Source organism: Mycobacterium sp. IDR2000157661, from assembly GCF_022317005.1.
In the GTDB taxonomy this organism is placed as follows: Bacteria; Actinomycetota; Actinomycetes; order Mycobacteriales; family Mycobacteriaceae; genus Mycobacterium.
The window spans coordinates 3,055,919-3,071,562 of record NZ_CP081006.1 but is presented as its reverse complement, the minus strand read 5'-3'; the positions used below and the strand labels follow the sequence as shown (position 1 = coordinate 3,071,562).

The following is a 15,644-nucleotide window of genomic DNA, read 5'->3' as shown; positions in this document are numbered from 1 at the left end:
CCCAGTCCTTCTACTTGCGGGGCAGGCCCAGCAGGCGCTGGGCGATGATGTTGCGTTGGATCTCCGACGTGCCACCGGCGATGGTGCCACCGAAGGTACGGACGTAGCGTTCGAACCAGCCGCTGCGGTACAAGTCGAGGTGCTGCGCGCTGTACGGGCCCGAGAAGTCCGGGTGGTTCAGCCCGTCGGCGCCCATCGCCGACAGCGCGTACTCCGTCGCCGACTGAGACGCCTCGGAACCGAGAAGTTTGAGCACGCTCAGCGCGGGAACGTCCTCTTCGCCTCGCGCGGCGCGGGCCAGCGCCACCGAGCCGAGCAGGCGCAACGCCTGGTTGTCCATCACCAGGCCGGCGTAGCGGTCACGGTCCAGCGCAGAGGAGGGCACGAAATCCTCGACCAACTCCTGCAGGCGGTCGGCGTAGCTCAGCCACAACATGTTCCGCTCATGGCCGAGCGATCCGTTGGCGACCCGCCAGCCCTCGTTCAGCGGACCGACGAGGTTCTCCGCAGGGACCCGGACGTCGTTGAAGAAGACCTCGTTGAAGTCCAGGTCACCCCGGTCGCACACCGACGCGAACGGCCGTCGCACCACGCCGGGCAGATCGGTCGGGATCATCAGCACGCTGATGCCCTTGTGCTTGGCGGCGTCCGGATCGGTGCGGACGAACGTCAACAGCACGTCGGCGTCGTGCGCACCCGAGGTCCACACCTTCTGCCCGTTGACGACGAAGTAGGGCCCGTCGGCGTCCGAGACCAACTCAGCCCTCGTGCGCAGGGACGCCAGATCCGAGCCGGCGCCGGGTTCGCTCATCCCCAACGACGCGGTGATGTCGGCACGCAGGATCGGCACCGCCCAGCGCCGTTGCTGCTCGAGAGTGCCGAACGAGATCAGCGAGGCGGAGATGATGCCGACGCCCTGCGGGTTGTACGTCAGGTAAGCGCGCCGACGCGCAAGCTCCTGCTGATGCACGTACTGCTGCAGGATCGTCGCGTTACGCCCGCCGAACTCCGGCGGGTAACCCGGAAGCAGCCAGCCGTTGTCGAACATCAGCCGCTGCCAGGCACGGGCCCAGCCGGGAACGTCGCTGCTCGACCCGGACCGCGCCAACGCGACGGCGTCGGGCGGAAGATGTTCATCCAGGAAGGTGTTGAACTCGGCGCGGAACGCCTCGACGTCGGTGTCGAAAGTGAGCTGCACGGGGCCTCCCGCCAGTGAAAATTATGTAGGGCTTCTATTATCTCGAAAACGAGAATACTATTCTCATGGTGCGCAAGTTACAATCTCTGACACGTTGGCCGCGAGGGGGTCGAGGACCGCAATGGCAAGGCGTTCTCCGGTACAGTCAGTCCATGTTCTCCCCAGTCGGTCGGCGTCTGAGCCGCCGGTGACGACCCCCAGCGAAGAGCCGGCCTGGAAGCAGCGCGCGGTCGAGCGGTCGATCAAGACCGCGAAGCTCCGGGCCGCGCAGCGGGTGCAGCGGTTCCTCGACGCCGCCCAGGCCATCATCATCGAGAAGGGCAGCACGGACTTCACCGTGCAGGAAGTCGTTGACCGGTCGCGGCAGTCGCTGCGCAGCTTCTACCTGCAGTTCGACGGGAAACACGAACTGTTGCTGGCGTTGTTCGAAGACGCACTGAGCCGTTCGGCGGATCAGATCCGCGCCGCCACGACCACCGAGGACGAGCCGATCGAGCGGCTCAAGGTCGCCGTCACACTGCTCTTCGAGTCGTCGCGTCCCGACCCGACCGCCAAGCGCCCGCTGTTCACCGACTTCGCGCCGCGCCTGCTGCTGTCGCACCCGTCGGAAGTGAAAATCGCTCACGCACCGCTGCTGGCCTTGCTCACCGAGCTCATGGAAGCGGCCAGCGCCGCAGGTCAACTGCGGGACGGCATCAACGCGAAGCGGATGGCCGCCATGACGATGCAGACAGTCATGTTCGTGGCACAGTCCAGTGGCGAGGCCGGGGACGGCACGGCCCATCCCATCACGGCCGACGAAGTCTGGGATTTCTGTTCGCACGGATTCGCAGCCGACTAGCTCAAGAATCGCGTTCTTGCTTCTGAGAACTAGGTTCTCACTCGACGACCCCCAGGCCGCCCGGCGCGTCGACGTCTTCCTGCGGGGAGTCGGGCCGTCGCGCCCCTCGCGAACCGAGCTCATCGGTGTTTTCGACTTCAAGCGCTGCTTGAGAAGAACATTCTCCTAAGCAGAGAGTACAAATTGTCAAGAATGAGTCTCTTGTTGACACGTTCGTATGACGGATGCCAGAGTTGTGAGACATCCAGCTGCCCTATGTCTTACGCGACCCCGGTCTGGCGAGAGGCGACCCGTGACGATCAGTGCTGAGCACCGCCCGGCCATTGACGCCGTCTACTTCGATCCGTACGACGTCGAGCTGAACGCCGATCCTTACCCGATGTTTCGGCGGCTCCGTGAGGAGCAGCCGCTGTACTACAACGAGCAACACGACTTCTACGCGGTCAGCCGCTTCGCCGATGTCAACAAGGCCCTGGTCGATTGGGAGACATTCAGTTCGGCCCGGGGCGCGATTCTCGAACTGATCAAGGCGAACCTGGAGATGCCTCCCGGCACAGTCATTTTCGAGGACCCGCCGATTCATGACATCCACCGCAAGCTGCTCGCCCAAATGTTCACCCCCCGCAAGATCCACGCTCTCGAACCGATCATCCGCGAGTACTGCGCACAGAGTCTGGACCCGCTGATCGGCGCTAATCAATTCGACTTCGTCGCCGACCTCGGCGCCCAGATGCCGATGAAGGTGATCAGCGCGCTGTTGGGCATCCCGGCGGACGATCAAGAGACGATCCGCGACCACGCGAACGACCAACTGCGCACAGAGGCCGGCAAACCCATGAAAGCGGGAACCGAGTTCGCCGTCGGCGAGCTCTTCGAGGCCTACATCGACTGGCGGATCGACCACCCGTCCGATGACATCATGACCGAGCTGTTGAACGCGGAATTCGTGGACGAGACCGGTGTCACCCGTCGCCTGACTCGCCAGGAACTGCTGACGTACCTCAACGTGGTGGCCGGCGCGGGTAACGAGACGACGACCCGACTGATCGGCTGGGCAGGCAAGGTACTTGCCGAACACCCGGCACAGCGCCGTGAACTCGCGAACAATCCCGCGCTGGTCCCCCAGGCGATCGAGGAGTTGCTGCGGTTCGAGCCGCCCGCCCCGCATGTGGCCCGATACGCCACCCGCGATGTCGAGCTCTACGGTAGGACGGTGCCAGAGGGCAGCGTGATGATGATGTTGATCGGCGCCGCTGTCCGCGACCACCGCCAATTCCCCCCGGACGGTGACGCGTTCGACATCCATCGAAAGAGTCGTCAACACTTGGCATTCAGCGTCGGCACCCACTACTGCCTCGGTTCCGCCCTCGCGCGGCTCGAGGGCCGCATCGCCTTGGAGGAAATCCTCAAGCGCTTCCCTGACTGGGACGTCGATCTGGCCAACGCAAAGCTGTCGCCGACCTCAACCGTTCGCGGCTGGGAGTCGATGCCCGCCAATCTTCTGTGATCCCCTGCAAGAACGAAGAATTGAGGAAACCAATGACTGGACGTGTAGAAGGCAAGGTCGCTTTCATCACCGGCGCCGCCCGCGGCCAGGGCCGCGCGCACGCGGTGCGGCTGGCGCAGGAGGGTGCCGACATCATCGCTGTCGACATCTGTCGACAGATCGACAGCGTGCGAATTCCGTTGTCGACGCCCGAGGATCTGGCAGAAACCGCAGATCTGGTCAAGGGCCACAATCGCCGCATCTACACCGCCGAGGTCGACACGCGCGACTTCGACGCGCTGAAGGCCGCCGTCGACACCGGTGTCGAACAGCTGGGTCGGCTCGACATCATCGTCGCCAACGCCGGCATCGGCAATGGCGGTGAAACGTTGGACAAGACCAGCGAGGGCGACTGGACCGACATGATCGACGTCAACCTCGGCGGTGTGTGGAAGACCGTGAAAGCTGGTGTGCCCCACATGCTGGCCGGCGGCCGCGGCGGCTCGATCATCCTGACCAGTTCGGTCGGCGGCCTCAAGGCATACCCGCACACCGGCCACTACGTCGCCGCCAAGCACGGCGTCGTCGGTCTGATGCGGACGTTCGCCGTCGAACTCGGCGCCCAGAACATCCGCGTCAACTCCGTGCACCCGACCAACGTGAACACCCCGCTGTTCATGAACGAGGGCACCATGAAGCTGTTCCGTCCCGATCTCGAGAACCCGGGTCCCGATGACATGAAGGTGGTCGGCCAGATGATGCACACGCTGCCGATCGGGTGGGTCGAGCCCGAGGACATCGCCAACGCCGTGTTGTTCCTGGCTTCCGACGAAAGCCGCTACATCACCGGTGTGACGCTGCCCGTCGACGGCGGCAGCTGCCTGAAGTGACGCACCCGTGACCGCAGCGGAGTTGTCCCTTCCCCGTAGCTGGGAGGAAATCACGCCGAGCTGGATGACCGCGGCGCTCGCCGGGCACTTTCCGGGCGCCACGGTCGACAGTGTCACCGTCGCCTCGCGCGACGACGGCACCAATCGGCGCGCCCGGTTGGCGCTGCGGTACTCGGCGGGGTCAGGGCCGACGGCGGTGTTCGCCAAGGCGGTCGACCCCGAGCACGCCGAACTGGTGGCGCTCACCAGCGGCCTGTTCCACGAGCCGCGACTGTTCAATTCGGGCGTGGAGGTACCCCTCGACCATCCGACCGTCTACGCGGCGCTGATCGACGAGCCGGGCGCCAATTTCCTGATGATCATGGAGGATGTCGTCGCCCGCGGCGCCGACCCACGCGACGCCACGCGGCCGATGTCGATCGAGCAGGTGGCCAACGGTGTTCGCGGACTCGCCCGGATGCACGGCCGGTTCTGGGGCCACCGGCTGGCCGCGACTCCGGCGCTGGACTGGCTCGAGCCGTTCGTCGCGTTCGAAGGGCTCGAGCACGCACCGCTGCACATCGCCCACCAGCGGCTCGGCAACACCGTCGCTGCCGAGATCATCGCGCTGAACGGCACCGATTTGTTCGTCGACATCTGGGCGCGCTACATCGCGACGCTGACTAAATCCCCGGCGTCACCACAGACCTTGCTGCACGGCGATCCGCACATCGGCAACACCTACGTCCTGCCCGGTGACGACGTCGGCTTCCTCGACTGGCAGATGGCGCGGCGCGGCAACTGGTCGCTGGATCTGGGGTACTTCCTGCAGGGCGCGCTGACGATCGAGGACCGTCGCCGCGCCGAGCGGGAACTGCTCGAGGAGTACCGCGGCGCGCTCGCCCTGCCCGCCGACGAGAAGCCGTCCGCCGACGAGGTCTGGCTGCGGTACCGTGCATCGGTCGCCCACGGGCTGGCCATCTGGATGGCCACGCTGTCCGGCGGCGACGCGTGGCAGGGCGCCGACATCTGCCTGGCGTTGGCCCAGCGGTATTCCGCGGCGTTCATCGACCTAGACACCCGAGCGGCGCTGGCGGCGATCACTTAGTCGAAAGCCCCCGATCTTGACGGTCCCGGTGGTTCGATAGAGCCCTCGATACCAACGGCGCGCAGGGGGTGGATGTGAAGCGACTCAACGGCATGGACGCCATGCTGCTCTACAGCGAGACACCGAACCTGCACACGCACACGTTGAAGGTGGCAATCATCCACGCTGCCGACTACCGCACACAGCACGGCAGGGAGTTCGACTTCGAGGTGTTCCGCCGCACAGTGGCACGCCGACTGCATCTGCTGGATCCCCTGCGCTACCGATTGGTGGACATCCCGCTGAAGTTGCACCACCCGATGTGGCTGGAGGACTGCCCGGTAGACCTCGACTACCACCTGCACCGCGTTCGGGTACCGAGTCCCGGTGGGCGTCGCGAACTCGACGAGTTAATCGGTGAGATCGCCAGCACGCCGCTGGACCGCAGCCGACCACTCTGGGAGTTCCACTTCGCCGAGGGCATGGCCGACGACCGCTTCGCACTCATCGGCAAGGTTCACCACACGCTGGCCGACGGCGTGGCGTCGGCCAATCTCCTTGCACGGCTGATGGATCTGGCCGACGGCACCCAGAACGAGCGCGACGAATATGCCACCTGTGGTCCGCCGACCAGGTCCGAACTCCTCAGATTCGCGATGCGCGACCACGCCGCCCACATCGCGGCGCTGCCTGCGCTGTCCCGGGATGCGGTGCGGGGCTTCACCCGGCTACGCCGCCACGCGAAGGAACGCAGCGACCTGCCGGACCTGGCCAAGATGTTCCACACCCCGCCGACGTTTCTCAACCACGTGGTGTCACCGGGCCGCAGGTTCGCTACGGCGTCGCTGCCGCTGGCCGAAGTCAAGCAGACAGCCAAGGCCCTCGGGGTGACGTTCAACGACATCGTGTTGGCCACGGCGACGGGCGGCCTGCGGGAACTGCTGCTGCGCTACGACGGACGCGCGGATCGCCCGCTGATGGCGTCGGTTCCGGTGAGCACCAACCTGTCACCGGACAGGGTCACCGGCAATGAGATCGGCGGCCTGTCCGTATCGCTGCCCGTCCACATCGACGACCCGCTCGAGCGGGTCCGGTTGACCTCTCTGGCGACGACACGCGCCAAGGAAGATTACGAATTGCTCGGTCCCAAGCTGCAGGGCCAGCTGATGGAGTACCTGCCACCGCCGCTGACACCGACACTGCTTCGGTGGCAGAGTCAGCGCGCCGCGCACAACCGGCTGATGAATGTCGCGGTGTCGAGCGTGCCGGGCCCAAAAGAACGAGGCCATATCGGCGGAGCGCAGGTGAGCGAAATCTACTCGGTGGGCGTGCTGTCCCCGGGCAGCGCATTCAACATGACGGTGTGGAGTTACGTCGATCAGGTCGACATCTCGGTGCTCTCCGACGACCAGACCTTCGAAGACGTCCACGAGGCCACGGACGCGATGATCCACGGCCTGACCGAGATACGCGAGGCGGCGAACCTCCCCGCGCTCTCCACCGTTCGAACGGCGATGGCCCCGGCCACCTCCGCCACTTAAGTCACCTGATCGAGCAGGTCGTTGCGCAACACCTTGCCGGTGCTGCCGCGCGGTAACTCGTCGAGGATCGTGATCTGGCGTGGCACTTTGTAATTGGCCAGATTGTCGCGTACGTACTGTTTGAGGTCGTCGGGGGTGACCGTGCCGCCCTTGGCCAGCACCACGAACGCCACCAGGCGCTGGCCGTACTGCTCGTCGTCGACGCCGAGGACAACGGCTTCCTCGACAGCCGAGTGCGCCACCAGAGTGTTCTCGACCTCGAGCGGGTAGACGTTCTCCCCGCCCGACACGATCATCTCGTCGTCGCGTCCCACCACGAACAGCCGGCCGGCGTCGTCGAGGTACCCCATATCACCCGAGGCCATGAAACCCTCGTGGAAGTCCTTGGTCTTGCCCGAGGTGTACCCCTCGAAAAGGGTTCCGCTGCGGACGAATATCTGTCCGGTCTCACCGCGGGGAACCTCGGTGAAGTCCGCATCCAGGATGCGGATCTCGGTGCCGTCGGCCGCTGTGCCCGCCGTGTCGGGCGCCGCCCGAAGGTCCGCCGGCGTGGCGGTCGCGATCATCCCCGCTTCGGTCGCGTTGTAGTTGTTGTAGATCACGTCGCCGAACTGGTCCATGAACTTGATCACCACATCAGGGCGCATCCGGGACCCCGAGGCGGTGGCGAATCGAAGTGACTTGCCGCTGTAGCGATTCCGCACCTCGTCCGGAAGGTCCATGATTCGGTCGAACATCACCGGCACCACCGCCAGCCCGGTCGCCTGGTAGCGGTCGATCAGGTCCAGCGTCGCTTCCGGATCGAACTTGCGTCGCGTGACGATCGTGCAGGCCAGCAGCGCCGCGAACAACAGCTGCGAGAAGCCCCAGGCATGGAACATCGGGGCGGCGATGACGATCGTCTCCTCGGCGCGCCACGGCGTGCGGTCGAGCACCGCCTTCAGGTCACCTGCGCCGCCGCTGCCTGCACCGCGCTTGGCACCCTTGGGGGTTCCGGTGGTGCCGGAGGTGAGCAGGATGATGTTGCTCGTGCGCTCGGCGGGCTCCGGCCGACGGCCGACGTTGGCGTCGATGAGCTGGTCGAGAGTGAGCCCGTCGGCTGGTCCGTCGGTCCACGCCAGAATGCGGGTGGCGGCTGGCTTGTCGTCCATCGCGCGCGCGACGATCGCGGTGAACTCCTCGTCGTAGATGACGGCGTCGGCGCCTTCGCGGTCGACCACTTCGGCGAGCGCCGGACCCGCGAACGAGGTGTTGAGCAGCAGCACGTCGGCGCCCATCCGGTTGGCCGCGACCAACGCCTCGATGAAGCCGCGATGGTTGCGGCACATCACCGCAACGGTGCTGGGCGCGCCGCCTGGCAGCTGCTGCAGACCGGCGGCCACGGCATCGCACCGGTCGTCGAGCTGCTTCCAGGTCAGGGTGCCACGCTCGTCCACCAGACCGGGACGGTCAGGACATCGCTGCGCGGCCGCGGCGAAGCCGACCGTCGCGGTGATTCCCGCTCGGCGCATCGCGGCACCCATCCGCACGTACCTGTCCGGTCGCATCGGTGCGATGAGGCGGGCCCGCCACAGTGTCTGCACGAGTCCGAGTACGTCGGCCATGGTCGTCAGCCCAGCACCGGGAAGCGGCGTTCGGCGGCCAGCTCGTCGAGCGCGGCCTGCATCACTGTGCGCACGTGCGCATCGACCTCCTTGACGTCGGGGTCCTCACCGAACTGCTCGACCACATCGATCGGCGGTAGCACCCGTGTCACGATCTTGGCAGGCAGCGGCAGGTTGGGTGGAAAGAATACCGACACTCCGAACGGGAAACCGACGCTGATCGGCAGGATCTCGGCGCGCAGCCGCTTGAGGCCGAGGCGCCGGGCGATCGAGTCACCACGGGCGAGGAACAGCTGGGTTTCTTGTCCGCCGATCGACACCATCGGCACGATCGGCACACCGGTCTCGATCGCGGTCCGCACGTAACCGGTGCGCCCGCTGAAGTCGATGAGGTTCTCCGAGAAAGTTGACCGGTACGAGTCGTAATCACCACCGGGAAACACCAGCACGACCGCGCCGGACCGCAGGGCTTTCGCGGCGTTCTCCCGGTTGGCCTCGATGACACCGGCTCGGCGCAACAAGGCGCCGATGGGCCCGACAAAGATCATGTCGTGGCCCAGGGTGTAGATGGGCCGGTCGAATCCGAACTCGTCATAGAAGGCGGGTGCGAAGATGAGCACGTCCGGCGTGAACATGCCGCCGGAGTGATTCGACACCACCAGCGCTCCGCCCGCCGCCGGAATGCGGTCGACGTCGCGCACCTCCGCGCGGAAGTACCCCTTGATAAGGGGCCCCACGGTGTTCTTAATCTGCCGGGTGAATGCCGGGTCCCACTTGTGGGCCTCCGGGTCGACTTCGTCGGCGCTCACATCTACCCCTTCGCCCGTCCGCGCTGATCAGCGAATACGTTACTCTCTTAAATGGAGAATGTGATAATCGCCCCAACTCGCATAGGAGAAGCATGTCAGAGACGGTGCTCGTCACAGGCGGCTTCGGCTTAGTGGGATCGGCCACCGTGCGCCGCTTGGCCGAGCTCGGCCGCAGCGTCGTCGTAGCCGACCTGGACACCCCCGCCAACCGCAAGTCTGTCGACAAGTTGCCTGACGGCGTATCAATCCGGTGGACCGACTTGACGGATGCCGAGCAGGTGCAGGGCCTGATCACCGACGTCGCACCCGAGTCGATCATCCACCTGGCCGCGGTGATCCCGCCGCGGATCTACCAGAGTCAGAAGCTCGCGCGGCGGGTAAATGTCGATGCCACCGCGACGTTGGTGCGCATCGCCGAGGCGCAGACCGTCCGGCCGCGCTTCGTGCACGCCTCCAGCAATGCGGTCTTCGGCCCTCGCAACCCGCACACCACCCGACCGCCGCTGCGCGCCGACGATCCGATGCGGCCATGCGATCTGTACAGCGGAACCAAGGCGGAGGCGGAGGCGATCGTGCGGTCGTCACGCCTGGAATGGGTGGTGCTGCGATTCGGAGGCGTGCTCGGCACCGACATCTCCGCCTTCCCGTTGACCGCCGACGCGCTGCTGTTCGAGAGTGCTCTGCCCACGGACGGCCGGTTGCACAGTGTCGACGTACGCGACGTCGCATGGGCATGCGCGGCGGCCACCACCGCCGACGCCACCGGCGAGATCCTGTTGATCGCCGGTGACGATTCGCATCGGCATCGGCAGGGTGACGTCGGAGCGGCGATGTCGGAGGCGCTGGGCGTTCCAGGGGCGATTCCGAAGGGGCGTCCCGGGGACCCGAGCAGCGACTCGGACTGGTTCGTCACCGACTGGATGGACACCACCAGGGCCCAGGAGGCGCTGCAATTCCAGCACCATGCGTGGCCGGACATGATGGCCGAGCTACGGGCGAACTTCGGGTTCAAGCGTTACCTGCTGCGGCCGTTGGCGCCGCTCGCGCGCGGGGTGCTGAAACGTCGGGGTGCCTACTGGAAGGCGCCGGGCACCTACGCCGACCCGTGGGGCGCGATCCGCGCCCGGTTGGGCGAGCCGGCGTGGGATCAGCCCCGCGAGCTGCCCTGACCGCATAGGGTTCGCCGCGTGGACAGTTTCATGGGCCGCGCGGCGGTCATCACCGGCGGCGCGAGCGGCATAGGGTTCGCCGCGGCAACGGAATTCGCCGGGCGTGGGGCCCGGATCATGCTCAGCGACATCGACTCGGCGGCACTCGACCGCGCCGTGGCCGACCTGCGCGCCGGCGGTGTCGACGCGCACGGCGTCGTGTGCGATGTGCGCAGACTCGACGACGTGCAGCGGCTGGCCGACGAGGCGTTCGACGTCTTCGGCGACGTGCACCTGGTGTTCAACAACGCGGGCATCGCCTACGCCGGACCGATCGTTGACGCCAGCCACGACGACTGGCGCTTCGTGATCGACGTCGACCTGTGGGGCTGCATCCACGGTGTCGAGGCGTTCCTGCCCCGCCTGATCGCACAAGAGGCAGACAGCCACATCGCCTTCACATCGTCGTTCGCCGGACTGATCCCCAACATCGGACTGGGTCCGTACTGCGTGGCCAAGTACGGCGTCGTCGCGCTCGCCGAGACGCTGTCGCGCGAAGTGCGCGGCAACGGCATCGGCGTGACGGTGCTGTGCCCGATGATCGTCGAGACCAACCTGTTGGAAAACACCGAACGGGTCCGCAGCGAGGACTACGGCCCGCCCACGCCGTCGCCCGCCGAGACCGTGCAACAGTTGGCGTCGAATCCGACCGACGATTCGGTGCTCAACGTCGACGATGTGGCGCGGCTGACCGCAGAGGCGATCCTGGCCAACCGGCTCTACGTGCTGCCGCACCGCGCGTCGCGCGATTCGATCCGGCGCCGCTTCGAACGCATCGACCGCACCTTCGACGAGCAGTCGGCCGCGGGCTGGACTCACTGAGCGGGTGGGCCGAGTGTCGGCCTGCCGGTTCCGGGGTGGTGGTACCACCCGCCGGCGGCGTGCGTGCCCCCGTCGACGTGGATCGTCTGCCCGGTGATGTAGCCGGCCATGTCGGAGGCGAGGAACACTGCGGTGGCGGCGATCTCGTCGACGTGACCGGGGCGGCCCATCGGAACGCCGGGGGCCGCGTCGGCCCGCAGCGTACCGCCGGACATCCGCATGAGTCCCTCGGTGAGCGTGAGGTCGGGAGCGATGGCGTTGACGCGAATGTCGTTCGGCGCCAGCTCGAATGCCGCGGTCTGCGTGTAGTTGACGACGCCCGCCTTCGCGGCCGCGTACGCCGCGTAACCCGGGGCCGCTCGGACTCCCTCGATCGACGTCACGTTGATGACGCTGCCGGGCCGCCCCGCGGTCACAAGTCGCCGGGCCACCCGCTGGGTGCACAACAGCACATGGCGCAGGTTGGCCTTGTACAGCGCATCCCAGCCGTTCTCGGTGGTATCCAGCAACGGCGAATTGAACACGCCGCCGGCGTTGTTCACCAGGATCGAGACCTCGCCGAGTTCGGCGACGGTGCGCTCGAGGGCCGTGTCGACCTGCTCGGTGTCGCGGACATCGACGGTCAGGCCCAGCGCACCGACGCTGTCGGCGGTCGACCGGCACGTGTTCGTGTCGCGCTCCCAGATCGCTACCGAGGCGCCGAAGGCCGCGAGGCCCGCGGCGATGCCCTTGCCGATGCCGGCTCCCCCGCCGGTGACGACCGCGACACGACCGGTGAGCAGGATGTCGGATGGATCAATGGCCATCGGTCGAGTCAACCAGTCTTGGTGGTGCGGATGGTCAAGCCCGCCGGCGCCGTCCCGATGATCCCCCGGTTCTCGAGATCGGCGATCTCCTCGTCGGACACCCCCAAGCCGCGCAGCACCTCGCGGTTGTGCTGACCGAGCAGCGGAGCGTGGGTCCGATGGAATCGTGACGGTCCGGTGCTGATGCGCATGGGTACCGTGCTGTGGCGGGCGGTCGGGTTCACCGGGTGCTCGACGGGTTCGTAGAAGCCGCGGTACACCAGCTGCGGCAGGTCGGCGACGCGGTGCGGCTGCATGACCTTCGCCACGGGGACGCCCGCCGCCCAGAGCGTTTCGACGACGTCGTCGCCGGAGCGGGCGGCGCACCAGCGGCTCAGGTGTTCGTCGATGAGCTCATGGTGAGCCCGCCTACCCGCACTGGACGCCATCTCGACCGTGACCCACTTCGGGTCGCCGAGGACCGCCAGCAGGGCCGTCCACTGGTCGTCGGTGGCCACCGCGATCGCCACCCAGTCGTCGGGCCTGCCGAACTCATCGGGTTCGCTGGTGCGGTAGAGGTTTTGCGGCGCCGCAGCAGGGCCGCGATTGCCGTCGCGCTGCAGCAGGGCGCCGTAGGCCGAGTACTCGACGACCTGCTCGGCGGCGACGTTCAGCGCAGCCTCGACCATCGCCGCCTCAATGCGCACCCCGTTGCCGGTGCGCTCGCGGTGGGCGATCGCGAGTAGCAGCGCATTGAGGCCGTGGACACCGGCATTCGGATCGCCCACCGAGTACGGTTCGACCGGGTTCTGGTCCGGATGACCGGTCAGCCAGGTGATACCGGATGCGTCCTCGATGACGTAGGCGAACGCCGGCTTGTCGCGCCACGGCCCGTCGAGGCCGAATCCGGGCATGCGCATCATGATGACGTCGGGCCGCAACCGCTGCACTTCGTCGAAGTCCAGGCCGATCTGGTCGAGCACCCGCGGCGTGTAGTTCTCCACGATCACGTCACATGTCGCGACGAGCCTGCGGAGGAGTTCGACGCCGGGTTCGGAGCGGATGTCGAGGGTCACGCTCTTCTTGTTGGTGTTCAGACCCGAGAAGATCGGCGAGCGCTCCCACCACCGGTCTTCGCTGATCGGCACGCCGGCGATCAGTCGGGTGCCGTCGGGGCGCGCGGTGGATTCGACGTGGATGACCTCAGCGCCCAGCAGCGCCAGCGCGTGGGTGCACGACGGCCCGGCCCAGAAGCTCGTCATGTCGAGCACCCGCAACCCCTCGAACGGCGGTGTCGCCGAAATGGAATTCCCGGCTCTCAAGCGCTCGCCTTCATGACCGGGAATTCCATTTCGGCGATACAGCTCGGTGTGCTCGCCGAGGCGGGGCGCGGGTTGCGGATCGCGGGTCAGCGGCGGGCTCGTCCGGTAGGGCGCCGCGGGTTGGGTGAAGCCGTCGCGGGGATTGGTGACGAAGGTACAGCGCTCGACGAACTGGTCGAACGACGTGACGGTGGCGCCGTTTCCGACCGGCGCGTTCGGGATACGGAATGCGCTCGACAGGTCGAGGATCTCGGCGACGTCGTTCTCGCGCACCCACGCATAGATTTCCTCGGCGTGGATGTTGGCCTGCTCGGTGATCGACAGCTCCGAGGTTTCGTCGATCCACTCGTCGTGCCCGGTCATCGCGCACAGGTCGAACCACTGCTGCGCGGTACCGCAGCCCAGCGCCACCAGCCCGTCGGCCGCCGTCGCCACCCCGGGGATGGTGAGTCGGCGCCGGTCGCGGAACGGCCTGCCCAGCACATCGTGGAACGACACTGAATAGTAAGTCAGACAGAGTATTTCGGCTTCCAGCATCGAGACGTCGACCAGCCCCGACGACACCGCCATGGTGCCAGCCGCCGCATACGCGCCGGTGAGCCATTCGCCGATCTGACCCGCGACGTGCAACGGGGGCCGGTCCTGTGCGCCACGACCCAGCCCGATCACCCCGCCCGACCACGCCTGAACCGTGAACTCGGTGGCGGGTTTGTCCGCCCACGGCCCCTCCAGACCGAATGGCGTGATGGCGGTGACCGTCAGGTGCGGATACGCGTCGGCCAGCGCGGCCGGGGTGAACTGCGCGGTCTCGGCGACCGCGGAGCCCCGCGACCACACCACCGCGTCAGCGGCGCCCAGCAATTCGCGAAGCAGTTCGGCGTCGTCGGTATTGACGACAACGCTGTGTTTCGAGCATGCCAGGAAGCTGAACAGCGCACCGTCACCCTCCCCTTCGAAGGATCCTGACGCCGACCAGCGCCGCAGCGGGTCACCTTGCGGTGACTCCACTTTGACGACGTCGGCGCCCCCGTCGGCCAGCAGCTTGGTGCAGTAAGCGCCGGCGATGCCGCTGGACAGGTCGACGACGGTGAAGCCGCTCAGGGGCAGATCAGCCATGGTGCTCGTCGGCCAGCTTCCGGTTGGACTTGCTCAATCGGAACTCGGGCGGGAACTTGTCGTCGTTGTCGTTGACGGCGTCGGCCAGGCCGGCGTCGATGGCGTCACCGAGCATGAATTCGTCCTCGTCGGCGCGGACGGTCCCACCCAGCGACTCGAACATGGCCGAGAGCAGGCTGCCCAGGTACTCGCCCTGAAACTGCTTGACCACCTCGAAGAACATCTTCTGCTGAAATACGGTGTCCACGGGCCGGTTCCGGGCGCACGCCAGCGCGTACTTCGCGACCTCGTCTTCGAGCCGGTCGCGGGGGACCACCTTGTTGAGGAAGTTGCACGCCTTCATCTCGTCGGCGGTGAACGGGCGACCGGTGAACACCATCTCCTGGAACGGCCGCAGTCCCATGGTGAGCACCCACGTCCACATCCGCGGCCCCCAGCCGTAGTAGCGGAACGACGGATGGCCGAAAAGCGCGTCGTCGGAGGAGATCACCAGATCGGCGTCGGCGCACTGGTAGAAGTGCCAGCCGTAGCAGTACCCCTTGGCCTCGACGATGCTGATCTTCTTCAGCTCCTGCAACGCCCGATTGCCTGCCGCCACGTTGGCGTACCACTGGCCCATGGTGGCGCCGTAGCGGAAGGAGTCCTTTGGCGGGTGCTTGACGTCGGGATCGTCGACGCGCAGTTCGGCGAGCCGGTCGTGCTCGGTGCCTGCCATGAAGTCGGGCAGGTCGGCTCCGCTGCCCAGGTTCTCACCCACCCCGCGGATCACCACGACCTTCACGTCGTCGTCGACCGTCGCGCCGCGTAGCAGATCCGCGTACCGCAGCCGCGCGGCGGACGTGGGTGCGTTGAGGTACTCCGGCCGGTTGAACGTGATCGTCGCGATCTTGGTCACCGGGTCCTTCTCGTAGAGGACGATCTCCTCGGGCGCGGGCCGGCTAGCAGAGCTCGTCACC

Annotated in this window: 13 protein-coding genes; 7 read left to right on the top strand and 6 right to left on the bottom strand. The window is 66.7% G+C overall.

The genetic code is table 11. From position 1 onward, the window contains the following. Positions 1-10 precede the first annotated feature (10 nt). Positions 11-1,198: an acyl-CoA dehydrogenase family protein gene (locus K3G64_RS16145; protein WP_238885713.1), complete on the bottom strand. Its 1,188-nt coding sequence runs from the start codon at positions 1,196-1,198 to the stop codon at positions 11-13. Between the two features lie 121 nt (positions 1,199-1,319). On the opposite strand from K3G64_RS16145, the gene K3G64_RS16140 reads away from it, so the two are divergent. From K3G64_RS16140 to K3G64_RS16120, 5 genes are all read left to right on the top strand, one after another. After that, a complete protein-coding gene (locus K3G64_RS16140) occupies positions 1,320-2,039 on the top strand; it encodes a TetR/AcrR family transcriptional regulator (protein ID WP_238885711.1) in 720 nt (239 codons plus the stop codon). A gap of 379 nt (positions 2,040-2,418) precedes the next feature. Further along, on the top strand, positions 2,419-3,546 hold the full coding sequence (locus K3G64_RS16135; RefSeq protein WP_370647208.1) for a cytochrome P450: 1,128 nt from the start codon (positions 2,419-2,421) through the stop codon (positions 3,544-3,546). A 32-nt stretch (positions 3,547-3,578) separates the two neighbouring features. After that, positions 3,579-4,415: a mycofactocin-coupled SDR family oxidoreductase gene (locus K3G64_RS16130; protein ID WP_238885706.1), complete on the top strand. Its 837-nt coding sequence runs from the start codon at positions 3,579-3,581 to the stop codon at positions 4,413-4,415. 7 nt (positions 4,416-4,422) lie between these two features. After that, positions 4,423-5,502 (top strand): ecdysteroid 22-kinase family protein, encoded by a 1,080-nt coding sequence (locus tag K3G64_RS16125; protein WP_238885704.1) that lies wholly within the window; start codon positions 4,423-4,425, stop codon positions 5,500-5,502. Positions 5,503-5,576: 74 nt separating this feature from the next. Continuing rightward, positions 5,577-7,022, top strand: a complete 1,446-nt coding sequence (locus tag K3G64_RS16120) for a WS/DGAT/MGAT family O-acyltransferase (protein ID WP_238885702.1) — start codon at positions 5,577-5,579, stop codon at positions 7,020-7,022. On the opposite strand, the gene fadD12 is transcribed toward K3G64_RS16120, so the two are convergent. Continuing rightward, positions 7,019-8,626 (bottom strand): acyl-CoA ligase FadD12, encoded by a 1,608-nt coding sequence (gene fadD12 / locus K3G64_RS16115; protein ID WP_238885701.1) that lies wholly within the window; start codon positions 8,624-8,626, stop codon positions 7,019-7,021. The two genes, K3G64_RS16120 and fadD12, sit on opposite strands and share 4 nt — an antisense overlap. A 5-nt stretch (positions 8,627-8,631) precedes the next feature. Beyond that, on the bottom strand, positions 8,632-9,435 hold the full coding sequence (locus K3G64_RS16110; RefSeq protein ID WP_238885699.1) for a lysophospholipid acyltransferase family protein: 804 nt from the start codon (positions 9,433-9,435) through the stop codon (positions 8,632-8,634). 92 nt (positions 9,436-9,527) lie between these two features. On the opposite strand from K3G64_RS16110, the gene K3G64_RS16105 reads away from it, so the two are divergent. Further along, positions 9,528-10,604, top strand: coding sequence for an NAD-dependent epimerase/dehydratase family protein (locus K3G64_RS16105; protein WP_238885697.1), 1,077 nt, complete (start codon positions 9,528-9,530; stop codon positions 10,602-10,604). Positions 10,605-10,622: 18 nt separating this feature from the next. After that, on the top strand, positions 10,623-11,465 hold the full coding sequence (locus K3G64_RS16100) for an SDR family NAD(P)-dependent oxidoreductase (RefSeq protein WP_370646957.1): 843 nt from the start codon (positions 10,623-10,625) through the stop codon (positions 11,463-11,465). On the opposite strand, the gene K3G64_RS16095 is transcribed toward K3G64_RS16100, so the two are convergent. From K3G64_RS16095 to K3G64_RS16085, 3 genes are read right to left on the bottom strand one after another with little or no spacing between them, the layout of a single operon-like run. Further along, positions 11,459-12,271 carry an SDR family NAD(P)-dependent oxidoreductase gene (locus K3G64_RS16095; protein ID WP_238885694.1) on the bottom strand — a complete coding sequence of 271 codons (813 nt, stop codon included), beginning with the start codon at positions 12,269-12,271 and terminating at the stop codon, positions 11,459-11,461. The genes K3G64_RS16100 and K3G64_RS16095 overlap by 7 nt on opposite strands. Before the next feature lie 8 nt (positions 12,272-12,279). Then, positions 12,280-14,688, bottom strand: a complete 2,409-nt coding sequence (locus K3G64_RS16090) for a CaiB/BaiF CoA-transferase family protein (protein WP_238885691.1) — start codon at positions 14,686-14,688, stop codon at positions 12,280-12,282. Next, the gene (locus K3G64_RS16085) at positions 14,681-15,643 is read right to left on the bottom strand and encodes an enoyl-CoA hydratase/isomerase family protein (RefSeq protein WP_238885690.1); all 963 of its coding nucleotides are present in this window, start codon (positions 15,641-15,643) and stop codon (positions 14,681-14,683) included. The genes K3G64_RS16090 and K3G64_RS16085 overlap by 8 nt, the downstream gene beginning before the upstream one ends. Position 15,644 lies beyond the last annotated feature (1 nt).